Origin of the sequence: Pseudomonas sp. ICMP 3272 (assembly GCF_001466905.1) — a bacterium.
Taxonomy (GTDB): Bacteria; Pseudomonadota; Gammaproteobacteria; order Pseudomonadales; family Pseudomonadaceae; genus Aquipseudomonas; species Aquipseudomonas amygdali.
In genome coordinates, this window is record NZ_LKEK01000055.1 from 1 (window position 1) to 22,926 (window position 22,926).

Consider the following 22,926-nt stretch of genomic DNA (forward strand, 5'->3'; position numbering starts at 1 on the left):
TCGCTCCTGTTTCCGGCCCGACTTCGTCGGGTTCCTTCGCCCTGTCACTGATCCGGGGGTCGCCGCAACGGGCCATCCATGGCCCGGTACGTCTAGCCTGGCGTCCTGCCAGGCTACCCCCGGATCAGCGCCAGTACTCAGCCGTCACTAAGGTCGCAATTTGTGTCGTCTGTACCATCGAGCTCGAAAAACATTTCTGCGTTAACAACTAGCAGGCAAGGCATGACTTCGCGTCGCGGCTGCCATGTGACGCAGGAGCATCACGCGTAATAATCGATCTCGCTGTTGCCGATCACGCGTGCAGCCGGCTGGCTGACCGGAACAGCAGCATCGACGCCTGCAATCTCATCCGAAGTGTCGCCTGAGCTCACGCCATTGCCACGACCGTTGCGCTGGGCGCGACTGGCCTGTTCTTGAGCCTGTTGCTGGGCCTGCTGTTGCGACTGGTCGGAAACGTTGACGTCGACGTTGCCAAGCCCCTGCTGAACGAACGACTCACGCAACCTCGACATCTGACTTTCCAGTGCGTCACGCACACCCATGTGGGCGCTCATGAACGTTACCTGGGTCTGCTGCTCCGGTGCCATGTTGATGCGGATGTCCAGACGTCCGAGTTCGGCGGGCTCCAGCTTGATGTCGGCGGTTTTGAGGTTCTGGCTCGACAGGTACATGACGCGGTCGACAATGCCTTCGGTCCAGCCGCTTTGATGCATGGCCAACGGCTGACTCATCAACGGCACGGCGGCAGGTGTTGCCGCAACACGGGCCGGTTGCGCGGCCTGACTCAGCGCAGCGAGGCGATCGGCAAAGTTGTCGACGCGCGTGTCGCCAGCGGCGCTTTTGACATCCTTCAGTCCTTCGCCGATCAAGCCGCTGAACGACTTGTCACTGCTTTCCGTGCTGCTCTCTTCAGAGGGAAGCTGCTCGCTCAGGGCCGACAGGTTATTGACAAGATTCTGGTTTGGATCAGCTTCTGCGTTGGTCGGCGTCGCTTTGTTGGCAGCATGGGTATTCTGCGCAGCCAGCTGCGTTTTGGCGTTGGCATTCTCCAGCGCCAATTGCACCGCATCCAGACCATCAAGCGGATCGGCGTCCGGATTGAATGCTTCTTCAGTCGCTGCGGGCGGAGCAGCCTGAGTGACCGTGAGCGCGGTCGCTGCGGGCGCAGCCGTGACGTCAGGGCTTTGTGGCCTGGCGACCGGCAAGGCAGGCGCTTGCGCAGCCATCGCCTGCAACGCCGGGTCAAGCACCGGGTCGACAATCGCCAGCCCTTCAGTCAATGCAGGGTCTGCAGATGCCTGTGCATCATCCTGCTTTGAACCGGCACTGGCAGCATCATCCTCAGCGGCAGTCGAACGGGTTGGCAAATCATTGCCGCTATCGGCAACACTCGACGTGTCAGCGGCATTGGTCTGATCACCGGAAGACTTGTCCTTGCCGGCGGCAACCTTGTCCTTGTCAGGCGCTGCCTTGTCGCGAGCCGATTTGACTGGCGCATCATCACGCGAAGGAACAGCATCCCTGGCTTGTTTGGCATACACATTGGAAAAGCTGGAGGCCCCGTCCTTGCTGCTGTCAGCAGACTTGACCGCATTATTGGCCGTACCGGACCTTGAGGTCGCAGTGCTTGTGGCCTGAAGAAGCGCATTGGTAGCGAGGGGCATTTCGGTCTCCGCATAAGCTGCTGGTTATCGCCTTACCAGAATATTTAGCAATATGCGGGCCAACCTTTCACGGCCGCTTGATAAGGTTGCCGGATAAAGGAAGATCGGGGATCTGGAAATCAGCGATCAGCTGACAAACAACTGCCGCTCTGCGTTAAACAAGCCGCGAATAGTCATGTATTCGCTGTCGATTTTGCCGATCAGCTCTGGCAGACCGGTGAACAACTGCTGACGGGATTGCTCTTCCAACTGACGACACAGCTCGGAAAGTTGCAAGGCACCCATATTGCCGCTGCTGCCCTTGAAACTGTGCGCGGTGAGGCTCAATTCCTGAAAGTCAGGATGGCCTGTTTGAACAGCAAGACGCAGTTGCGCGATACGCTGCTCGGAATCCTTGAGGAACACATCCAGCAAGGTCGGATACTCGTCCTCCATGACTTCCTGCAAGGCATTCAGCACGCTGTAATCCAGATGAATCGACACTTGTTCACTCCTTGATCAAGACTCCAGGGGGGATTATGCCACTCCCTCCCAGGAAAATTCCACGCACGCCGTCCTGCCATCCGCAGACCACCGAGCCTCACGACTCAATTCACACACCAGGCGTAGCCCGCGACCATACAGTTCATTGCTCGCAGGTATCTGCATCCGGACTTTTTCAACATCAAATCCCTGACCACTGTCCTCCACGCTGAGGGTCAGCCGACCACCCTCTGCAACTGGCTCGACCCGCACAGTCACGCGGACGAACCCGGTCTGAAGCATGCCAAGACGCTCGGCGCGCTGCTGATAATACAGGGCGAAACCTGCCGCATCATGCTTGAGCGACGAATCCAGCCCTAGCACACCATGTTCCAGCGCATTGCTATAAAGCTCGCCGAGCACCATATGCAGTGCAGCGCCCTGATCGCGCAGGCCATGAACTTCAAGCAGCAACTGCAAGACGTACGGCAGCGGGTTGAAGCGCCTCAGGGTCGAAGCGCGAAACTCGAAGCTGGCCGACCAGTCCAGCGGGCTGGAGGCGCCGCTGTCCGAATAGGTCAGGGCAGGCAGACTCTGCAATGGCTCATCGACGGCGCTGATTTCCAGCAGACTGACATCGTCACGTGCCTTGCCACCAAAATCGTTGAGCGCTACGAGAATTTCCTCAATCAGCAAGTGCGGCTCGCGGTTGGCAGAAAGCACCTGGCGCAAACGCTGCGCACCGAACAGTTCGTCATTGTTGTTACTGGTGTCGAGCACCCCGTCGGACAGCAGGAAGATGCGATCGCCCGGCGCCAACGGATAGACCTCGGTGCGTGCATCGAAAGCATCGACACTCAGCACGCCCAATGGCAGGTGACTGGAAGCCAGCGGCACATGCTCACCCTGCGCGCCGCGCAACAAGTAGCCGTCCGGCAAGCCCCCGCTCCAGACCTCGACCTGCCGTTGTGCCAGGTTGATACAAAGCAGCGTTGCACAACAGAACATGTCGACGGGGAGGATGCGCTTGAGCTTGGCGTTCATTTCACGAAGGATTTCAACCAGGCCGTAGCCCTTGGCGGTCATGCCGTAGAACACCTCGGCAAGCGGCATCGCCCCGACGGCAGCCGGCAAGCCGTGCCCGGTGAAATCCCCAAGCAAGACCTGCATGTGCCCGGCCGGCGTGTAGGCAGCCAGCATCAGGTCGCCGTTGAACAAGGCATAAGGAGACTGCAAGTAGCGAATATTGCCGGCCCCAAGGCAACCGGCGTGGGCAATCTGATCGAACACCGCCTTGGCGACACGCTGCTCGTTGAGCAGGTACTCGTGGTGCTTGCTGATCTGGTCACGTTGTTGACGGACAGTTTCGTGCAACACCCGCAAGCGGTTCATGGCGTTGAGTTTGGCGGCCAGCACCAGCGGGTTGTAAGGCTTGGACATGAAGTCGTCGCCACCGGCATCCAGACAGCGTGCAAGCGCTTCGCCTTCAGTCAGCGAGGTGAGGAAGATGATCGGCACCAGCGACTCACCACTCATCGCCTTGATCCGTCGCGCCGCTTCGAAGCCATCCATGACCGGCATCATGGCGTCCATCAGGATCAAATGCGGGCTTTCGGCCTTGAAGATGGCCACAGCCTCGACACCATTGCCAGCACTGAGAACCCTGTGCCCCTGCCGCGCAACGATGGTTGAAAGCAGCAACCGGTCACTGGCACTGTCATCGGCGATCAGAATGCACAGTTTTTTCGGGGATGACTGCACTGGGTATGCTCAGTTCAAACAACTTCGAGAAATTGGAAATAGCCAGAATCTTCAGTACATCAGGCGTGCAATTGACAAGGTGCACCACCGCTTTATCGCCACCGGCATGGTCGCGTAACAGCAACAGCATCCCCAACGCAGAACTGTCCAGGTAATGCGTACCCCGCAGGTCGACCACATAGTTCAGCGTCTGCGGGTAATCCTCGTAGGCTGCGCGAAACGCCTGATGGGATTGAAAATCAAAGCGCCCCTCGATGTAAAGGGTCAGCGTCTGGCCATCGGCAGAGCGTTCGGAAGTGACTGTCATGAGGAACCTCGAGGTGTTTCATCACCGAGACATTGATAGCGTAGACCAGCCAGAGAAATCACCGCGGGTCTGATTGAGTCAAACGTCAGAATTGTTCGTGACGAGGCAGACGCTGCGACAACTCGTCGAGCAATTTCTGCTCCCGCTTGTCCTCCAGTCTGCGTGCTTCATCCATATAACGCTGCACCAGCTTGCGCAAGCCTTCAACCCGCGCATAACAATCCTGCCAGGCGCTACGCGCCCTATCGAGATTGGCCTTGTGCCACTCAAGACTTTTGTATTGCTGGGCAACGGCGACATCGAGCTGACTGAGAAAGCGCTGATAACCCAGCAACCACTGCCCGGAAACCCCGGCACTGCCGCGTTGCAACCATTGCTGCTGATAATCCTGACGAAACTGGTCAAGTTCCTGCAGCTTGTTGTTGGCCAGATTGACCTGCCCCTGAAAATGCCCAAGCCGCTGAGCCGCCGTTCGCTCGGCGGCTTCCGCCATCTCGACCACTGGCGCCAGACGCGCCGCTCGACTCTGAGCCATAGGCTATCAGCCGCCGGGTGCCGGTGCGAATATCGACGCCAGCGCCTCGCCACTACCTTGCATGCTTTCGTTGTCTCGCAGGCCCTGGCGCTGATAGCGCACCAACACCGGGTGCAACGCAATCGCCATGTCGGTCTCGCGATCGCCACCCGCCACATAGGCACCCACGCTGATAAGGTCGCGAGTCTGCTGGTAACGCGACCACAACTGTTTGAAATGCTGCGCGCGCGCCATGTGCTCGGGGCTGACCACCGCAGGCATGACCCGGCTGATGGAAGCTTCGATATCGATGGCCGGGTAATGACCTTCTTCAGCCAGACGCCGGGACAGCACGATGTGACCGTCGAGCACACCCCGCGCGGAGTCGGCAATCGGGTCCTGCTGGTCATCGCCTTCCGACAGCACCGTGTAAAAGGCCGTGATGGAACCACCACCCGCCTCGGCATTGCCAGCGCGCTCCACCAGCTTGGGCAGCCGGGCGAACACAGAGGGCGGGTAGCCTTTGGTGGCTGGGGGCTCGCCGATGNAGCCTGAGCAAAACGGGTCAACGAGTCCATTAGCAGCAGGACATTCTTGCCCTTGTCACGAAAGTATTCGGCGATCCGCGTGCAATACATGGCAGCGCGCAGCCTCATCAGCGGCGCATCATCGGCTGGCGATGCAACCACCACCGAGCGCTTCAGACCCTCTTCGCCAAGAATATGCTCGATGAACTCCTTGACCTCACGACCCCGCTCACCGATCAGGCCGACGACGATGATGTCCGCCTCGGTGAAGCGCGTCATCATGCCCAGCAGCACACTCTTGCCCACACCAGTACCGGCAAACAACCCAAGACGCTGGCCGCGGCCAACCGTCAATAAACCGTTGATGCAACGAATGCCGACATCCAGCGGCTGGCTGATGGGGTCACGCTTGAGCGGGTTGATGGTCGGGCCATCCATCGGCACCCAGTCTTCAGCCTTGATCGGCGAGCGGCCGTCCAGCGGCCGGCCCGCGCCGTCAAGCACGCGGCCCAGCATGCTCATGCCCATCGGCAGGCGACCGGTATCGGCCAGCGGCACCACGCGCGCGCCGGGCGCAATGCCCGCCACGCTGCCGACCGGCATCAGAAACACCTTGCCGCCAGAAAACCCCATCACTTCGGCCTCGACTTCGACCGGGTGATGACTGTCATCGTTGATGACCACGCAACGGCTACCCATCGCCGCACGCAGGCCCTCGGCCTCAAGCGTCAGGCCAACCATACGCAGCAGGCGACCCTCTACTACCGGCTGGGCAGGCAGACTGATCGACTCGGCATAGGAACCGAGGCGTTTGCCGAAACTGGTGCGATCAAGGCGCATCGAGCGTGTCCGCGTCAGCTTCGGCTGCACTGGAAGCCTTGCCGGGCGAAGCCTCCAGCTCGACGCTGAGGTCCGCCGCAGCCGGATGCGTCACTTGCTCATGCAACTGATCATGCATTTTGGAAATAGCCAGCGCTATTCGCGTTTCGACACTGGCATCAATACGGCTATGCTCGGTTTCGATACGGCAACCACCCGGCAGCAAGTCTTCGTCTTCGACTATTTTCCACGACTCCTCATGACGCTCGCGCATGGCCTTGACCAGCAGGAAGTCCTGAGGATTGATGAAAATTCGCAGGTTCTGCGCACCCATCGGCAATAGCTTGAGCGCATCGCGCAACACGCTGGCGATCTGACCGGAATCAGTGACCAGTTCGCGCTGAATGACCTGCCGCGCGATGTGCTCGACCAGATGAATGACGGCCTTTTCGATCTGCGTGTCCTGCTCGGCGATAGGTGCCAACAGGTGGCCCATCAGTTGTTCCAGGCTGGCGACCTTGGCCGCTAGAACAACTTCCGCTTCCTGGCGCACTTTTAACTGTGTGCTGTGAAATCCTTCCTTTTCACCGGTGGCAAAGCCTTCGTTCCAGGCCTCCTGGCGGATGCTTTCCAGCTCCTCCAGGGTCAGCGGCTGAACTTCGTCCAGCGGTACTTCTTCCATCTCGGCCGGTTCGTCGACCGGTTCCGGTTCGGGCTCAGGCTCGGGCTCGGGCTCCACATGTGGATCGAAGCTGGGCAGCGCCCAGATATCGAGCAACCCGGCGTCCTTGGCGCGAATGAGGTCGCTGGCCGATTCTTTATTGGAACTGGACATGAGTCGGCTGAATCCTTAGATCATTTCCTCGCCACCCTTGCCACCGAGTACGATCTCGCCGGCCTCGGCCATACGACGCGCAATGGTGAGGATTTCTTTCTGGGCGGTTTCCACGTCGCTGACACGCACCGGACCTTTTGCTTCCAGGTCGTCGCGCAACAGTTCGGCGGCACGCTTGGACATGTTCTTGAAGATTTTTTCCTTGATCGCCTCGTCCGAGCCCTTGAGCGCCAGTACCAGCACGTCCGAGGATACTTCGCGCAACAACGCCTGAATACCGCGGTCGTCCACATCGGAGAGGTTGTTGAAGACAAACATGAGGTCTTCGATCTGTACCGAAAGGTCTTCGTCGACCTCGCGGATCGAATCCATGAGCGCGCCTTCGATGGAGCTGTCGAGGAAGTTCATGATGTCGGCTGCACGCTTGATACCACCCAGGGTAGTACGCGACGTGTTGGCGTTACCGGAGAACTGCTTCTCGAGAATCTGGTTAAGCTCTTTGAGCGCTGCTGGCTGCACCGTATTGAGCGAAGAAACGCGCAGGATGATATCCAGACGGACCTTGTGATCGAAATGCCCAAGCACCTCGCCCGCCTGGTCGGCGTCAAGATAAGCCACCACGATGGCCTGAATCTGCGGGTGCTCGAAACGGATCACGTCGGCGACGGCACGCGGCTCCATCCACTTGAGGCTGTCCAGACCGCTGGTGTTGCCACCCAGCAGGATCCGGTCGATAAGGCCGTTGGCCTTGTCTTCGCCGAGTGCCTGGGTCAGCATCTTGCGGATATAGCCATCGGAACCGACACCAAGGCTGGTCTGATCGCCGACGATATCGACGAACTCGCTCATGACCTCTTCGACCTGCTCGCGATGCACGTTGCGCATCTGAGCCATCGCTACGCCCACTTTCTGGACTTCCTTGGGACCCATGTGCCGGAGCACTTGAGCTGCGTCGGTTTCGCCAAGGGAAAGCAACAGCACTGCGGCTTTCTCGACTTTGGAGAGTTTGGCTACCATGGCTCGATCATTCATCAGTGTTAATCCACTCTTTCACGACCTGGGCCACACGACCCGGGTCTTCGGCCACCAAGCTCTTGATTGCGTTCAGCTGTGCGTCATAACCCTCGGTCGGGCTAGGCAGCAGAATACTTTGCGGGCCACCCAGGCTGACGCGGTCGTTGGACAACTCGCCATCCAGGCCGCCCATGCCACCCAGCTCGGCGTCGCCACCGAAACCGGCCAGTTCCTTGCTCTTGCCGGTGGTAATGTTGGTCAACACCGGACGCAACACGCCAAACACCAGGATGAGGATGAAGATCACACCCACCGCCTGTTTGACGATGTCCCAGAACCACGGTTGCGAGTAGAACGACGCCTCTGGCAACACTTCAGCGCGCTCGCTGGAGAATGGCACGTTGATCACGCTGACGCTGTCACCTCGGCTGGCGTCGAAACCGACGGCATCCTGCACCAGACGGGTAAAGCGAGCTAGGTCAGCCGCGCTCCACGGAGCACGAGTGACTTCGCCGTTGGCGGCGTTGGTCTTGACCATGTCATCGACTACCACCGCAACCGACAGACGAGTCAGACGGCCCTGCTGTTGCTTGGTATGGCTGATCGAACGGTCCAGCTCGAAATTCTTGGTCGACTGCACGCGCTTGTCGGCCGGGTACGGAGCCAACGCTGGCTGACCGGTCGCCGGGTCCATGATCTGTTGACCATTGGCATCCAGCAGCGGCTGGCCTGGCGCGATAGGGCCGGCAGCACCGGCCGCACCGGCAGTTGCATTCTGTGGAGCAGTTGCAGGACCTGGCGGCTGGTTGCTCAACGCCCCCGGAACACCCCCCGTGCTTGAACTGCTGGAGCGCTGTTCGTTGACCGACTGCTCGCTGCGCAAGGCAGGCTGGTCAGGGTTGAAGCTTTCGGCGGTCGATTCGACGGCGCTGAAATCGACCACTGCCGAGACCTCAGCCTTGTAGCGATCATTGCCCAGAATCGGCTGCAGAATGTTCTGCACGCGCTGGGTCAGCATGCCTTCCATGCGACGGCTGTAGTCGAACTGCTTGCCGGCCATGGTCAGTTCGGAATTTTCCGCCTGATCTGACAGCAAAGCGCCCTTCTGGTCGACAACGGTGATCTGCGACTTGCTCAGCTCGGGAACACTGGTGGCCACCAGGTTGATAATGGCCATAACCTGGCTGGGCTCCAGCGAGCGGCCAGCATACAGCTCGACCAGTACCGAGGCGCTTGGCTTGCGGTCGTCACGGACAAACACCGAACTCTTCGGAATCGCCAGGTGCACACGGGCACCCTTGACGTTGTTCAGGGCGGAGATGGTACGTGCCAGTTCGCCTTCCAGACCACGACGATAACGCGTGGCTTCCATGAACTGACTGGTCCCCAGACCCTGATCCTTGTCGAGGATTTCGAAACCGATGTTGGCGTCGTTCTGCACCACGCCTGCCTGCGCCAGCTGAATACGCGCACGCTGCACATCATCGGACTTGACCAGCAGCGCGCCGGAATTGGGTTCGACGGTGTAGTTGATATTCGCCGCAGTCAGGGTGTCCATGATCTGCTTGCTGTCCATGCCCGCCAGGCTGCCATAAAGCGGACGATAGTCAGGCTGCTGGGACCAGAGCACCACGGCAAAGCCGATGGCCACGCTCGCGGCAAGACCGACCATGAGGCCGATCTGACGCAGCATGGTCATTTCAGAAAGGTTTTCCAGAAAAGACAAACCGAACAACGGTTTCTTATCGGAAGCGCCCGCTCTTGCTGGAACGGGATCGGCAGTTGCTTCGGCCATGACTCAGTACGTCCCTTAAACCGGCATCTGCATGATGTCTTGATAAGCTTGAACCAGCTTGTTACGCACCTGGGTCAACGCCTGAAAAGACACGCTGGCTTTCTGCGACGAAATCATGACGTCGGTCAGATCCACGCCGCTCTTGCCGATTTCAAATGCATTGGCCAGCTGACTGGAGGCCTGCTGGGTCTGCGCGACCTTGTTGACGGCCTGGCCAAGCATGTCGGCAAAGCTGCTGGCGCCGGCTTCCTGCGCGCCGGACACGGGCTTGGGTGCAGACATCGCATCCATCTGCATGGCCCGCATATCCAACATCAAGCGATTAAATTCAACACCTTGGCTCATGGACGTTTCTCTCGTAAGGCCCGCAAATTTTTGACACTGATTCAGCGGGTACAGAAGACATAGCAACAACGGTGCCAGCTAGATGGCGGCTATTTGCCACACCAAATGGGAATGCCATGTTGCCCGACATCAAATCACTCCAGACCTCCCGTATTCATGGGGGTATCCGGATATTTCCGGCTTGCGCCGTTTATACGAATATTCAGTGACCGGCGATCACAACCACCGATCAGCGGCACCGGCTCAGGTAGCGAACAGATAGGCCTCCACATCCATCCCGGCATCGCGCATCTGCGCCAGCTTGTAACGCAAGGTACGCGGGCTGATGCCCAGGCGCTCGGCAGCCTCTTTACGACGACCGCGCTCCGCACGCAGCGTGTCAATAATCATCTGAAACTCGCGACGCCTGAGGTCATCACCCAGTGCACCGACAGATTCCGCATTGCCACCTGTACCTGCATTATCAGGCGAGGATGTGACAGGCAAAGACGGCAACGCCTCCACCACCGCAGCGGATGGAAGACTTGTCACCGGCCCGGACAGACAGAAATCCTGCGCCTGTATCACCCCGCCCTGCTGCAGAATCAAGGCTCGCTGCACGGCGTTATCCAGCTCACGCACATTGCCAGGCCAGGGGTAGCTGACCAGACACTGCTGCGCCTCGGCAGAAAGACGAACCGGCGCGTGCTTCATTTTATTGACGTGCTTGGCCAGAAGCCGCTCGGCCAGTGGCAGAATATCGGCAGTCCTTTGACGCAGCGCCTGCCAGGCCAGTGGAAATACCGACAGGCGATAAAACAGATCTTCGCGAAAGCGCCCCGCCGCCACTTCCCCTGCCAGATCGCGGTTGGTAGTAGCCACAACGCGAATATCCAGAATGATCGGCTTGCGCGCACCCACGCGCTCGACTTCCCGCTCCTGCAACACACGCAACAGTTTGGCCTGCAGCCCCAGTGGCATTTCGGAAATCTCGTCAAGCAGGATTGTCCCGCCGTCAGCCTGTTCGAACTTGCCGGCCTGCGCGGCAATGGCGCCGGTAAACGAGCCCTTTTCATGACCGAACAGCGTCGCTTCCAGCATATTGTCCGGAATCGCAGCGCAGTTGATCGCAATAAAAGGCTTATCGGCACGCGGAGAATTTTGATGAATGAAACGCGCCAGCACTTCCTTGCCTGTGCCGGACTCACCGGAGATCAGCACAGTGGAGTCGCTCTTCGCCACACGGCTGGCCAGGTTCAATAACTGGATACTGGCGGGTTCAACAGCAATCGGCCCGTCACGCTCGGCAGGTTCCAGGCGACCCAGTGCATGCCGCGCAACCAAAGCAATCAGAGCCTTGGGCTCGAAAGGCTTGACCAGATAATCGGCCGCGCCCTGACGCATGGCATCGACCGCGCGATCAACGGCACCGTGAGCGGTCATCAGCAATACCGGCAGTTGCGGATGCCGACTGCGCAACAGGCTCAGCAACTGATGACCGTCCATGCCCGGCATGTTGACGTCGCTGACAACCAGGCTGAACGGTTGCGCCTCGGCAGCGACCAGCGCTTCTTCGGCAGAGCCGACCGCCTGGTATCCATAGCCGGCCAATTCCAGGGTTTCGCCAAGCGCCTCGCGCAGTGAACGGTCGTCCTCGACCAACAGCACGTTGATCGACATCAGTTGCTACCCAACGAGCCGGAAGACGGAATCAATGGCAGGCTGACGATTGCACAGGTGCCACGACCGACCCGCGACAGATAATGCACGCCGCCCTGATGTGCACGCGAAACGGCAGTTACCACCGCCAGACCGAGCCCGGTGCCGGTGGTCTTGGTGGTGAAAAACGGCTCGCCGATACGCGCCAGCGCAGCCTTGTCCATACCACTGCCATTATCGCTGAAGCATATGCGCAACACATTGCCGCGGCTGTACACATGAACTTTCAGCAGTGTCCGGCCAGCACTGGCCTGGACGGCGTTTTCAATCAGGTTGAGCAACGAACCAACCAACGTGTCGCGATTGCACAGCAACTCGCCTTCAATACTGTCGCACTGCCAACGCACCGGTACGCCCTGCACATGGGTGACCGCAGCGCTTTGCAAAGCCTGAAACAAGGCAACGGGCGTCAGGCGATCCGTCAGCGGCAACTCGCCACGGGCAAACACCAGCATGTCGCGAACCTGATGCTCGAGCTCATGCAGACGATCCTTGAGCCGTGCGGCAAAGCGCTGCTGGGTTTCCACCGGCAATTCCTGCTCGGTCAGATGACTGGCATAGATCATCGCGGCCGACAACGGTGTACGAATCTGATGCGCCAGAGAAGCGACCATCCGACCCAGCGATGACAAACGCTCGTGACGCGCCAGTTGCTCCTGGAGATGGCGGGTTTCGGTCAAGTCATTAAGCAGCACCAACTGCCCGGGTTCAGCGTCCAGCGAGCGGGTTGCAATGGAAAGCCTGCGGCCGTCCTTGAGCGAGACTTCGTGGCCATCGTCTTCGCGCGGGGCAAAACACCGACTGATGACGTGACGCCAGAGCATGCCCAGCAAGGGCTGGCCCAGCAGATCGATTGCCGCAGGATTGGCTTCGCGCACCACGCCCATGCCATCAATCACGATTACGCCACCGGGGAGCAGATCAAGCAGGTTTTGCAGGCGGTTGGCCAGCCGCTCCTTTTCCGCCAGCTCTTGTAGACGCTGGGCACCGGCGTGGGCCAGTTCGCCCTTGAGTTCAGTGACACGCGCTTCGAGCAGACCATAGGAGTCGGTCAATTGCGCCGACATTTGATTGAACAGCGAGAACGCCTGCTCAAGCCCCTGACGACTTTCCAGCTCCGGGGAGTATTGAGCCTGAGCAGATAGGGCGGAAGTCAGTTGGGCGGCCTGGGACATAGTTCATCTCTCTCGTGGCGAACCGTCAGTAAACGGTGTGTTGAGAGGGACTTTGCAATCCTCGTGCCGAAAAAAAACCCCTGAAAATTCAGGGGCTTGATTTTTGGCGCTATAGACAGGCGTCAATCATCTGCCTGTTCATCACCTTCGCGACGGCTCATACCGTACTTGCGCATCTTCTCGACCAGCGTGGTGCGACGAATCCGTAAACGCTCTGCAGCACGGGCAACAATACCGTTCGCGTCGTCGAGCGCCTGCTGAATCAGACCCTGCTCCAGACCACCCAGATAGTCTTTCAGGTCCAGACCTTCAGGCGGCAGCATTGCGCCCGACGCGAAATTCGGCGTGTTGCTGTTGATGGCGACGCGCTCTTCGATATCGCTGCGCATGCTGTCGACCATCTGCTCGTCTTCGTCATCGACATAGCGGAATTTCTTCGGCAGCTCGGCCACGCCGATCACGCCGTACGGGTGCATGATCGCCATGCGCTCGACCAGGTTGGCCAGCTCGCGAACGTTGCCCGGCCAGGCATGACGACACAGCGACATGATGGCGGCGGAATTGAAACGAATCGAGCCGCGCTTTTCATGCTCCATGCGCGAAATCAGTTCGTTCATCAACAGCGGAATGTCTTCAACACGCTCGCGCAACGGTGCCATCTCGATGGGGAACACATTGAGACGGTAATAAAGGTCTTCGCGGAAGCTGCCAAGCTCGATCATGTTTTCGAGATTCTTGTGCGTCGCGGCAATAATGCGCACGTCGATGCTCTGCGTCTTGTTGCTGCCCACGCGCTCGAAAGTGCGCTCCTGCAACACGCGCAGCAACTTGACCTGCATGGGCAGCGGCATATCACCAATTTCATCAAGGAACAGCGTACCGCCGTTGGCAAGCTCGAAACGGCCGGCACGACTGGTGATTGCCCCGGTAAACGCGCCCTTTTCATGCCCGAACAACTCGCTTTCGAGCAGCTCGGCCGGAATGGCACCGCAGTTGACCGGCACAAACGGCGCATCGCGACGCTTGGAATGATAATGCAGGTTGCGCGCTACCACTTCCTTGCCGGTCCCCGACTCACCGAGAATCAAAACGCTGGCGTCAGTGTCAGCGACCTGCTGCATCATCTGCCGCACATGCTGAATCGCGCGACTGGTCCCCACCAGACTGCGGAACAGGTTCGGCTCACGATGACGCCCACGCTCGCGGGCCTGGTCGTACATCTCGCGATAGACCTGGGCACGGTGCAGGGAGTCGAGCAGCTTGCTGTAGCTGGGCGGCATTTCGAGCGCGGAAAGAACCCGCCTGCGCAGGTCCTCCGGCAGCTCGACAGAAGAATTTTCGCTCATAAGCAGCACAGGAAGGAACTCATCCCATGCTGCGATGGTCTTAAGAAGCCCTTGAAGGCTGCCCGGAGCACTTACGCTACCGACCAGCACACAAAGGACTTCTCGCGGAGATGCCAGAGAGCCGACCACCTGCTGCCAGTCCTGGCTTGAACAGGAGAGGTTTTCTTCGCCAAGAAAATTCAGGATAACCGCCAGATCCCGGCGGCGCTGGCTATCGTCATCGATTAGCAGAATCTTGATTTCACGCCACATGCAATAGCAACTTCCCTAGTCAACTCAATGCCCATGATTGGGGGGCAGCTTGGCATCTCAGCCGTATAAACCTTGAGACGCCAGAAAATAGTAAACATCACTAGTTAAGTCAAAAAAACGAACACAGTCAAATTTATGGCGAAATTCTTGTCGAACAATAAAAATGACAATTAAACATTAACCGAACAGATGGTATACCTTCGTCGCGTTCTTCGCATTCTGGATTTGAGTCATTTCATCGACGACTGCTTGACGCTCCCCGGTTGCAACATCAATCAGTTGCCTGTAGACCCCCAACAACTCCTCGAGATTGCTGCGCAGAGCCGGTTCGTCAGCAGGTGCTTCGCTGACTACCGCATCGACACATTCGCGACACGCCAGGTCAAGTTTGACGATAGCCTCCCAGTCGCGTTCGGCAAGCGCCCCCACCAGGGCTTCCCGGGTTTCTTCGATACGCTTGAGCGCAGCACTCATCTTGTTGTTCTCCTCAGGGCAGCAACTTATTGTTGTGCTTGTGCGGTACCGATAGCGTCCCAGCCTTCCTTGACGGTAATCAGCAGCCCGGCAACCTCGTCAAGCATCTTCTGATCGTTGCGTGCGTTGGCTTCGGCCAAACGCGTCATCATGTAGTGATAAAGGCTGTCCTGCCTGACCAGCGCTTCGCTGGGGGCGTTGTCCAGGTCAAGCCCTTCACGCAGACCACCTACAATGCCGATAGCCTTGCTGATGAACACGCCTTTGTTGGCGACGTCCTTGCGTGCCATGGCACCCTTGGCTTGAGCGATACGGTCAAGGCCACCCTCCATCAACATTTGAACCAGACGGTGAGGACTGGCTTCCGAGGTCTGAGCCTGGGAGCCGATCTTCTGATACTGCCGCAACGCTAACATCGGATTCATAAAGGGGACCTCGTCGCAAATCCATAATACTGATACTCAAGCTATCGACGCATGGCGCAGAAACTTTAGCCTAAAAGCAGAAACCCGACACGGAGTCGGGTTCTGGATACTTCTGTAAAACGAATTTAAGAAGCGTTTTTCTGCGCGTTCATCGCTTCGAAGATCGAAGTGATACTGGTAGCGGTCGCCTTGAGCTGCCCGACCACCAGGTCCATGGCGTTGTATTTCTTGGTCAGACTGGTCGTCAAGCTGGCAATACGACGATCAAGAGCGTCCTGATCGCTGGCAATACGGGTCTGTATTTTATTGAGACTGCTCGTCTTGCTTGCCAGAACACCGTCAGACTTTGTGTAGGGCAGAAGCGCCTTGGTCATACGCGAAACCAGGCCGCCATCAACCGTACCGTCGGCATTTTTTGCACCCGTACCAGTGAACATCGTCTGAATCTGACTGCCCAGTTTTTTGTCGTTCAGTGCTGCGGTGAATGTAGCAGTGTCCAGTGACAGCGTACCGTTGGACTGCTGGGTCTTGATGCCCAACTGCGAAAGAGAACTGAGACCGGCACTTGAAGAGGCACTCGCCAGTTGATCACGGATAGTCGCCAGCAGCGCACGCGGCGTAGCATCGCCGGTAAGCGCGGCAGCCGTGTAAACGCCTTTGTCGCTGATCGAGCCCTTGGTCAGGGAGGTCACCAAGGTGGCAAGCGTGTTGTAGGAGTCCACAAAGGACTGCAGCGATGCCTTCAACCCATCGGTATTGGTCGCCACCGTGACGGTAGTGGTTGCTCCAGCAGCGCTTGGCGCGACCAGATCGAAGGTCAACCCGGAAATCGCGGTACTGACTGTATTTGTCTTGCTGGTCAAGCTCAGGCCATCGACGGTGAATGCTGCGTCTTTCGCCACATCAGTAATCGCACCAGCACCGGGAATCGCCTTGCCGCTGGCATCGGTCCCCGTGCTGGTGTCGCTCATCAGCTTGGTGCCATCGATATTCAGCGCTTCCTGACCAGAAGCACCCACGACCGAAATGTCACTGCCCTTGCCGGTGGTCGTCGAGCTGAATACCAGCCTGGCACCATTGTCGTCGTTGATGATGTTGGCAGTAATGCCCTTACCCTGCAGCGACGAGTTGATCTTGTCGCGCACTTCCTGCAACGTCGAGGTCTTGTCGATCGCGACACTGTAATCAGTGCCATTCTGAGTGATTTTCAGGGTACCACTCGGAATAGCACTTGCCTGCGTGGAATTCAGTGCGGCTGTGGCCACCTTGGAAGGCGTTGCCAGCTGGGTGATACCGATCGCGTAAGTACCGTTGACGGCCGTGTTACCGGCAGTTGCCTTGACCACCGCCTCGTTGGCAGATGTCGCAGCAAAGCCCTGAAACGCAGGCGTCGTGGAGCTGCCCAGGGTATCCAGGGTTTTCTGGAACGCAGCCAATGCCGACGTCAGCTGACTCACACCCGACAGCGATGCGGTTGTAGCGGCGGTCTGCTTGTCGATCTGGTTTTGCTTGGGCGCTTTCTCGGCACCCACCAGACCTTCAACGATGGCCGTGATTGCCAGACCCGAACCCAGGCCTGTTGAAGATGTAATTGGACTTGCCATTTTGCTTCTCCCTTCAAGAAGTCGCCGGTTTCACTGCCTTTTCACAGGTCTCGCAAAACGGCAACAAATACCGTACTGACAATCAGGCCTTGGCTCGGAACAACAAACTGTTCGCATCACTCAGGCTATCGGCCAGCTTCAGGATTTCTGCATTGGGAATTTGTCTTACCACTTCACCCGAGTCACTGGCAATGACCTTGACGATCACTTTGCCAGAAGCTTCATCGATCGAAAACTCGAGATTGCGCTTCACCGAATGAAAAAATTTCTGGATGTCTTCTGCCGCGGCTTTGACTTTCGCCTCGTCGTGGGAGTCATCCTTGTGCAGATCTGAGCCTTTACTTTCCGCTGTAGCGGCAACACGCTCGACTGACGGCGTATCGGCAGGCTTGTCAACAGACTTGTCCGGCATTGGAGCCTGACTCGCCGGTTGGGCGGCCGGATAAGAAACGTTCAGTTTTACACTCATATCCATAACCATCACCTCCGAAAGTAAAAAAGCGAGAGAGCGCTATTACGCACTCCCCCGCTAAAACTCATGTCGCTATTACTGAAGCAGTTTCAGTACAGCGGATGGCAGCTGGTTAGCCTGAGCCAGAACAGAGGTGGAAGCCTGTTGCAGGGTCTGTTGCTTGGTCAGCTGTGCAGTTTCAGCAGCGAAGTCGGTATCTTGTACGCGACCCAGTGCAGCACTGGCGTTTTCGTTGATGTTCTGCAAGTTGGAGATGGTGCTGGTCAGACGGTTTTGTGCAGCACCGAGGTCAGCACGGGTGGAGTTGATGGTCTGCAGAGCCGAGTCGATGGCGGCCATAGCGGCAGAGAAGTTGGTCTCTGCAGTGGTGCTATCGGAACCAGCGATGGTTACTGCCGAACCGACACCCAGGGTGTTGGCGTCAAAGCTTGCGCTCAGAGTCAGGGTGATCTGGTTCGAAGCGCCAGAGTTGGAACCAACCTGGAAAGTCATGGTGCTGGCGGAACCGTCAAGCAGGTTCTTGCCGTTCAGGTTGGTACTTTGAGCGATACGGGTCAGCTCGGAACTCATCGCGGTGAATTCTTTGTTCAGCGCGTCACGGTCAGTGGAGCTGTTGCTGTCGTTTCGCGACTGAACAGCCAGTTCACGCATACGCTGCAGAATGTTGGTCGACTCTTGCAGAGCGCCTTCAGCGGTCTGCGCCAGGGACATACCGTCGTTGGCGTTTTTGATCGCCATAGTCTGGCCGCGGATCTGCGAAGTGATCTTGGTAGCGATTTGCAGGCCGGCAGCGTCATCTTTGGCGCTGTTGATTTTCAGACCGGAAGACAGACGAGTCATCGAGGTCGAAAGTGCGTCGGAAGCGCGACCCAGGTTCTTCTGGACGTTCAACGATGCTACGTTGGTGTTTACTGTTAAAGCCATGATGAATTCCTCGTTGGTTTGGTACTACGTGGCTTCCGGCCCCTGCAAGCGCCGGGTGTGCCTAGAGAACCTTCGTAATAGTTATCGTCGCGATGGCAGGTTGCTTGAGTGTTTTTTTTGAATATTTTGCCATCATGCCTGCACCCCTTATAAAACAAGGGTTTGAGGCGAAACCAAACCAACATGACGCGAGGAAACCTGTTGTCTGAACTTCACGTTCCAGAAAGAGCAGGCCACTGTTGAAGTTCAAAAATGTGACCAGAATCGATTATTCAAAAAAAAGCGCCCGGTGAACTAGTCACGGGCGCTGTTTTAGCCTGCGGCGATTCAGGCTTTATAGATAATCGCAGAACCCCAGGAAAGCCCCACGCCAAAACCGCTCAGCGCTACTCGATGCCACGAAGAGTTGAGTACGTGCTTTTCAATCAGCAATGGAATACTCGACGACACGGTGTTACCCGTCTCAACCATGTCCTTGAGAAACTTCTCGGGCTTGTCTTCAAAGCGGCGCGCCACGGCATCGACAATGGCAGCGCTGCCCTGGTGAATGCAGAATGCATCGATATCGTCAGGCGTCAGGTCTGACTCTCCCAACAGTTCATGCAGGTGCGCCGGTACTTTCAGCAGCGCAAAATTGAACACCTGACGACCGTTCATGAAAAACACGCCATTGCTGACCTTCAAGTGCGGCGCACCCGAACCGTCGGTGCCGAATTTAGCCTTGCCCAGTTGCCAGGCAGCGTCCTCGCCCATCCAGGTCGCTGTGGCTGCATCGCCAAACAACATGGTGGTGTTGCGATCCTGCGGGTCGACGATTTTCGAATACGGGTCAGCGGTTATCAGCAGACCGTTTTTCAGCCCTGCCGCTTCCATGAACCCCTTGATCGCGTAGATGCCATAGACATAGCCGGAACAGCCCAGCGAAATGTCGAACGCAGCGACATTGGTCGACAGACCCAGCTTGTCCTGAACGATGGCTGCGGTATGCGGCAGCCCCTCTTCGTCGCCGTTCTGGGTGACGACGATCAAAACGTCAATACTTTCGCGCTTGAGCTGCGGGTTGTTGGCAAACAGGGTATTGGCCGCTTCAACGCACAGGTCCGAGGTTTCCTGGCCAGCGTCTTTACGCGGCAGAAACGTGGAACCGATTTTCCCGAGGATGAAATCTTCATCCTTGCCGAAACTGGCACCTTGAGCGTAGTTATCCACGCCAGCAGTGGGCACGTAACTCGCTATGCTTTTAATGCCAATCATCATGGCTTCCCGATGAGTAAACAGGTCATTTTTCGTCCCGATAAGATCAGGGCGCTACCGAATAAGGGTGATTGCAGACATTTTCAGGGCGCAAGGCATGTGAAAGCAAGCCAGGCGCGTGTCGCTCCCTGTAACACAATACAGTGAAGATGCACGTTATGACCCGCAGGTCACGCCGGTTTGTACGCTTTGCGATTATTGGCGGAGGGAAAAAACAAAATGACGCCACAGCAGAAGGGAGACGATCCGGCCGTAAAACAGCCGGATCGCATGATGCATGCAGCTTAAACCGCCAGCGTGAACCCCTTGCCGTTGAGATCGAGATTGGCGTTATAAGCTTCGTCCTGGGCAAACTGCGCCGCCCACTTTCCGCTCAGCGCGCCAAGCGCTGGTTCGGGAGCATTTACCACGCCTGAATGAACCACCTGAACATGCGGGGTCCAGACGGTCAGATAGCCCGCCTGTGCAGCCTTCAGGCACAGGTCGACATCGCCCAGCGACTCGGCAAAAGCCTCTTCGTCCAGCCCGTCCAGTGAGTCGTACAACGCCTTGGCAATCATCAGGCAGGCTGATGACACGGCGGAGTAGTTCTGCTCGACCACCAGTCGCTGCATATAGCCATGTGACGTCTTCGGCTCGCCAACGAAGCCGGAACCGACACCGCCATTGAGTCCCAGAACAAGACCTGCCTGGGTAATGGTTCCTTCACGGTCCACCAGACGCACCCCGACCACGCCCACTTCCGGACGCTGTGCCTGGTTGAGCAGCGACTCGATCCAGCCGACATTGACGATCTGGCTTTCGGCATCCAGCAGAATCAGGTACTCGCCCCTGGCTTCCTGGCTGACCAGATTGCGCAAGGCGGCCGTACTGACACGCTGCTCGGCGCGAAATACGCGTACCCGGCTGGACAGCTGTTGCTGCTGATCAAGCCACGTCGATAATTCGGCAGAGGTGCTGGCGTTATCACCGATTAACACTTCATAGCGCTGATAGCGGGTGCGTTGCAGGATACTGTGCAGGCAACGTTGCAGTTCCGGCAGATTGTCCTGGCTGTGCAGCAGAATCGAGACCACCGGCCGATGGGCATGGCGATAATCGATCTTGTAGGTGCCGGGCAACGCCGAGCTGACCTCAGCCTGATAACCCCGCTGTCCCAGATGACGCGTCAGCGCCTTTTGCTCGTCCTGATTCTCTTCAAGCTCGGGGGCATCGCAGATCAGTACCGGCTCGCTCAAATGCGCCAGACCGCTCATGCCGCCTTGCTCGATCAGGCGCAGCAGCAGGTCGAATTCCAGCGCCTTGGGAAACTCTCGCGAATAGCCGCCCGCCTCGACCAGCAGTTCGCGGCGAATCAGCCAGTGCCGAGCGGCCAGCGTCGGCACACTTTGCAGCAGATCGAGGTTGAAGCCCGGACGGAACAACGGCGCCAGGGTGCCGTTGGCTTGACGGTGAATTTCATCCACAGCAACGGCTCGGCACTGCCCGGCGTCAATCAGCTCGGCGCTGGCCAGCAGCAGACCGCTGCGGGTGAACTCTTCACCCGCCTGCGCCAGCATCAGCCAGTCGCTGGAAGCCTGTTTGACGACCTGATTGATCTTGTCGACATAGTTGCTTTCGGTGACTGTGACGAAGTGCAGTGTGTCGTTCAGGCTGGTGGTTGCCGGCAGATCACCGGTGGTGAATACCACGACCTTGAACGCTCGATAATGGCTGTTGATCAGGCTGTCGAAGGTTGCCTGCAGCTTGAACACGTCGGCTTCCAGATCAAGCAGCAAAATACCGATTTGCGAACCGGCTGGCCGACGCGCCAGCTGCGTGGTGAGCTTTTTCAGTTGTGCCGGTGCCGGATCACGCGAATCGAGCCAGTCGAGCAACTTGCCGGAAGGCATGCCACGCAACAGCTGGCTGTTATCGAAAGCGGAATCAGACTGCAGGCGCTGGCCCCAGGCAACGATGCGCTCGGCGCGCTCGATGTCGTCCTCGTCCTCGGACTTGCCCAACTCATCGGCCAGACGTTGCACGACGCTGTGACTGAAGGAGTAGTGTGCATAGGCTTGCCACAGACGGCTCAAAAGCGACTCGGCGTCCGGGTTGCTCTGTACACGCAACAGCTCGGCCTGCTTGACCAGCACGGACTCCAGCCCTTCCATCTGCACCTGCCCTGCCGGCAAGAGATGGATCAGAAACTCGATTTGCGCCAGTTCGTCGAACAACGGCTGGTTGTAGAACGGCAGTTCAACGAACTGGCGAGGCTCGAACTGCGCATCTGCCTGCGTCAGGGCAACGTTCCACGCTGAACTGATGATTTTTTCGTCGCCCTGATACGGCTGGGTTTCGAGGCATTCAGCCATGGCTGCCAAGCCGGCCAGTACAGCGTGCTCGCCCTGCTCACCTTGCAGATCGCGGCTATTGCCGAGCGACGAAACAACCAGGCGCGCAAGCGTTTCGCGCTCGGCTTTGGCCTTGGGGTCGATATGCTTGACTGCGCCTGCAATGGCAGCGCCATAGCGATGCTCTGCCTCCCTGCCGGCGTTGACGTGCAACGCATAGGGAATGGGCAGGATGCGCAATGCAGCAGCCGCAACCAGAAAGGCCATATGGCCGATTTCCTGCCAGTGCAGCTCGGTGCCCTCAGGCACTGACGTGAACCACTGACGCGCCAGCCTGGTCCGGGTCACGGCGTTGAGCAGTGACACGCTCTGACCCATGAAGCTCAGAAGCCGCTCGTCGGCCTGATCAGACGCGTAGTCCTCATGAACCTTGCGGTCGCGGCGGAAATAATCCACGTGATCGACGTAAGCCTGGTAACCCAGGCTATAGCCCTGGCAAGCACCGTAACGCTCGTTGCTTTCAAGGAAACTCACGGCCTCGGTCAGTGCGTCAGGCAGCAGGAAACTGTCGACCTGCGCGTACACCACAAAGGGCGTGGACACCTGCTTGAGGCCTTCTGCAATTCTGGCGCTGAGCCCGGTTTCACTGAGGGCGGCGTTGTGGATGTACTGCAGCCCGGCACGCTCCGCAACCTGCGCGTCGGGCGCAGGCGAGGCATCGACCACAATCACATTGCACGGATAACTGCTGTAGTACTTCAGCGCACGACGCAGGAAATCCGGCTGATTCTCGGCGAGCAACAGCAGGGTCAAACGCTGGCTCAACGGTGTGGTTTCATTTCCAGAATGGCTTTGCATGAGCTTTCCTTGATAGCGTGCCGATGGCGTCTCTAATCCTGGTGACCAGAAGCAACCCTGATAACCAA

Annotated in this window: 19 protein-coding genes and 1 pseudogene; all 20 read right to left on the reverse strand. The window is 58.1% G+C overall.

Translation table 11 applies throughout. The features are described 5' to 3' along the window. Nucleotides 1-260 precede the first annotated feature (260 nt). A complete protein-coding gene (locus AO068_RS14955) occupies nucleotides 261-1,664 on the reverse strand; it encodes a flagellar hook-length control protein FliK (RefSeq protein WP_058408763.1) in 1,404 nt (467 codons plus the stop codon). A gap of 126 nt (nucleotides 1,665-1,790) precedes the next feature. Continuing rightward, nucleotides 1,791-2,147 (reverse strand): Hpt domain-containing protein, encoded by a 357-nt coding sequence (locus tag AO068_RS14960; RefSeq protein ID WP_058401335.1) that lies wholly within the window; start codon nucleotides 2,145-2,147, stop codon nucleotides 1,791-1,793. A 33-nt stretch (nucleotides 2,148-2,180) separates the two neighbouring features. Then, a complete protein-coding gene (locus AO068_RS14965) occupies nucleotides 2,181-3,887 on the reverse strand; it encodes a fused response regulator/phosphatase (protein WP_058408764.1) in 1,707 nt (568 codons plus the stop codon). Further along, nucleotides 3,844-4,194: an STAS domain-containing protein gene (locus AO068_RS14970; RefSeq protein ID WP_002554287.1), complete on the reverse strand. Its 351-nt coding sequence runs from the start codon at nucleotides 4,192-4,194 to the stop codon at nucleotides 3,844-3,846. The genes AO068_RS14965 and AO068_RS14970 overlap by 44 nt, the downstream gene beginning before the upstream one ends. An 85-nt stretch (nucleotides 4,195-4,279) precedes the next feature. Further along, the gene (gene fliJ / locus AO068_RS14975) at nucleotides 4,280-4,729 is read right to left on the reverse strand and encodes a flagellar export protein FliJ (protein ID WP_002554288.1); all 450 of its coding nucleotides are present in this window, start codon (nucleotides 4,727-4,729) and stop codon (nucleotides 4,280-4,282) included. Nucleotides 4,730-4,735: 6 nt separating this feature from the next. Next, nucleotides 4,736-6,075 (reverse strand): annotated as a pseudogene (locus tag AO068_RS14980) (flagellar protein export ATPase FliI). Beyond that, nucleotides 6,065-6,889, reverse strand: coding sequence for a flagellar assembly protein FliH (gene fliH / locus AO068_RS14985; protein WP_058408765.1), 825 nt, complete (start codon nucleotides 6,887-6,889; stop codon nucleotides 6,065-6,067). Before fliH ends, AO068_RS14980 begins: the two are co-directional and overlap by 11 nt. A gap of 15 nt (nucleotides 6,890-6,904) precedes the next feature. Then, nucleotides 6,905-7,921 (reverse strand): flagellar motor switch protein FliG, encoded by a 1,017-nt coding sequence (gene fliG / locus AO068_RS14990; protein ID WP_002554291.1) that lies wholly within the window; start codon nucleotides 7,919-7,921, stop codon nucleotides 6,905-6,907. Then, nucleotides 7,914-9,698 (reverse strand): flagellar basal-body MS-ring/collar protein FliF, encoded by a 1,785-nt coding sequence (gene fliF / locus AO068_RS14995; protein ID WP_002554292.1) that lies wholly within the window; start codon nucleotides 9,696-9,698, stop codon nucleotides 7,914-7,916. The genes fliG and fliF overlap by 8 nt, the downstream gene beginning before the upstream one ends. A 15-nt stretch (nucleotides 9,699-9,713) precedes the next feature. Then, nucleotides 9,714-10,043 carry a flagellar hook-basal body complex protein FliE gene (gene fliE / locus AO068_RS15000; protein WP_002554293.1) on the reverse strand — a complete coding sequence of 110 codons (330 nt, stop codon included), beginning with the start codon at nucleotides 10,041-10,043 and terminating at the stop codon, nucleotides 9,714-9,716. Between the two features lie 243 nt (nucleotides 10,044-10,286). Then, nucleotides 10,287-11,702, reverse strand: coding sequence for a sigma-54-dependent transcriptional regulator (locus AO068_RS15005; RefSeq protein ID WP_058408766.1), 1,416 nt, complete (start codon nucleotides 11,700-11,702; stop codon nucleotides 10,287-10,289). Then, nucleotides 11,702-12,916, reverse strand: a complete 1,215-nt coding sequence (locus AO068_RS15010) for a sensor histidine kinase (RefSeq protein ID WP_058408767.1) — start codon at nucleotides 12,914-12,916, stop codon at nucleotides 11,702-11,704. Before AO068_RS15010 ends, AO068_RS15005 begins: the two co-directional genes overlap by 1 nt. Nucleotides 12,917-13,038: 122 nt before the next feature. Then, a complete protein-coding gene (gene fleQ / locus AO068_RS15015; protein ID WP_002554296.1) occupies nucleotides 13,039-14,514 on the reverse strand; it encodes a transcriptional regulator FleQ in 1,476 nt (491 codons plus the stop codon). Nucleotides 14,515-14,691: 177 nt separating this feature from the next. Next, complete coding sequence (gene fliT / locus AO068_RS15020; protein WP_002554297.1) at nucleotides 14,692-14,988, reverse strand: flagellar protein FliT; 297 nt, start codon at nucleotides 14,986-14,988, stop codon at nucleotides 14,692-14,694. Between the two features lie 26 nt (nucleotides 14,989-15,014). Beyond that, nucleotides 15,015-15,413: a flagellar export chaperone FliS gene (fliS, locus tag AO068_RS15025; protein WP_058408768.1), complete on the reverse strand. Its 399-nt coding sequence runs from the start codon at nucleotides 15,411-15,413 to the stop codon at nucleotides 15,015-15,017. Nucleotides 15,414-15,538: 125 nt separating this feature from the next. Further along, nucleotides 15,539-17,017: a flagellar filament capping protein FliD gene (fliD, locus tag AO068_RS15030; protein ID WP_058408769.1), complete on the reverse strand. Its 1,479-nt coding sequence runs from the start codon at nucleotides 17,015-17,017 to the stop codon at nucleotides 15,539-15,541. 82 nt (nucleotides 17,018-17,099) lie between these two features. Further along, nucleotides 17,100-17,492, reverse strand: a complete 393-nt coding sequence (locus tag AO068_RS15035) for a flagellar protein FlaG (protein WP_058408770.1) — start codon at nucleotides 17,490-17,492, stop codon at nucleotides 17,100-17,102. Between the two features lie 72 nt (nucleotides 17,493-17,564). After that, nucleotides 17,565-18,413, reverse strand: coding sequence for a flagellin domain-containing protein (locus AO068_RS15040; protein ID WP_058408771.1), 849 nt, complete (start codon nucleotides 18,411-18,413; stop codon nucleotides 17,565-17,567). 327 nt (nucleotides 18,414-18,740) lie between these two features. After that, complete coding sequence (locus AO068_RS15045) at nucleotides 18,741-19,667, reverse strand: ketoacyl-ACP synthase III (RefSeq protein WP_002554302.1); 927 nt, start codon at nucleotides 19,665-19,667, stop codon at nucleotides 18,741-18,743. A 284-nt stretch (nucleotides 19,668-19,951) separates the two neighbouring features. Continuing rightward, nucleotides 19,952-22,858 (reverse strand): glycosyltransferase, encoded by a 2,907-nt coding sequence (locus AO068_RS15050; RefSeq protein WP_058408772.1) that lies wholly within the window; start codon nucleotides 22,856-22,858, stop codon nucleotides 19,952-19,954. Nucleotides 22,859-22,926 lie beyond the last annotated feature (68 nt).

Bases quoted from the DNA above. Each gene is read 5' to 3' on its own strand.
- AO068_RS14955 (WP_058408763.1), bottom strand. From the start codon at position 1,664: ATGCCCCTCGCTACCAATGCGCTTCTTCAGGCCACAAGCACTGCGACC.
- AO068_RS14970 (WP_002554287.1), bottom strand. From the start codon at position 4,194: ATGACAGTCACTTCCGAACGCTCTGCCGATGGCCAGACGCTGACCCTT.
- fliJ (WP_002554288.1), bottom strand. From the start codon at position 4,729: ATGGCTCAGAGTCGAGCGGCGCGTCTGGCGCCAGTGGTCGAGATGGCG.
- fliH (WP_058408765.1), bottom strand. From the start codon at position 6,889: ATGTCCAGTTCCAATAAAGAATCGGCCAGCGACCTCATTCGCGCCAAG.
- fliG (WP_002554291.1), bottom strand. From the start codon at position 7,921: ATGAATGATCGAGCCATGGTAGCCAAACTCTCCAAAGTCGAGAAAGCC.
- fliF (WP_002554292.1), bottom strand. From the start codon at position 9,698: ATGGCCGAAGCAACTGCCGATCCCGTTCCAGCAAGAGCGGGCGCTTCC.
- fliE (WP_002554293.1), bottom strand. From the start codon at position 10,043: ATGAGCCAAGGTGTTGAATTTAATCGCTTGATGTTGGATATGCGGGCC.
- AO068_RS15005 (WP_058408766.1), bottom strand. From the start codon at position 11,702: ATGTCGATCAACGTGCTGTTGGTCGAGGACGACCGTTCACTGCGCGAG.
- AO068_RS15010 (WP_058408767.1), bottom strand. From the start codon at position 12,916: ATGTCCCAGGCCGCCCAACTGACTTCCGCCCTATCTGCTCAGGCTCAA.
- fleQ (WP_002554296.1), bottom strand. From the start codon at position 14,514: ATGTGGCGTGAAATCAAGATTCTGCTAATCGATGACGATAGCCAGCGC.
- fliT (WP_002554297.1), bottom strand. From the start codon at position 14,988: ATGAGTGCTGCGCTCAAGCGTATCGAAGAAACCCGGGAAGCCCTGGTG.
- fliS (WP_058408768.1), bottom strand. From the start codon at position 15,413: ATGAATCCGATGTTAGCGTTGCGGCAGTATCAGAAGATCGGCTCCCAG.
- fliD (WP_058408769.1), bottom strand. From the start codon at position 17,017: ATGGCAAGTCCAATTACATCTTCAACAGGCCTGGGTTCGGGTCTGGCA.
- AO068_RS15035 (WP_058408770.1), bottom strand. From the start codon at position 17,492: ATGGATATGAGTGTAAAACTGAACGTTTCTTATCCGGCCGCCCAACCG.
- AO068_RS15040 (WP_058408771.1), bottom strand. From the start codon at position 18,413: ATGGCTTTAACAGTAAACACCAACGTAGCATCGTTGAACGTCCAGAAG.
- AO068_RS15045 (WP_002554302.1), bottom strand. From the start codon at position 19,667: ATGATTGGCATTAAAAGCATAGCGAGTTACGTGCCCACTGCTGGCGTG.
- AO068_RS15050 (WP_058408772.1), bottom strand. From the start codon at position 22,858: ATGCAAAGCCATTCTGGAAATGAAACCACACCGTTGAGCCAGCGTTTG.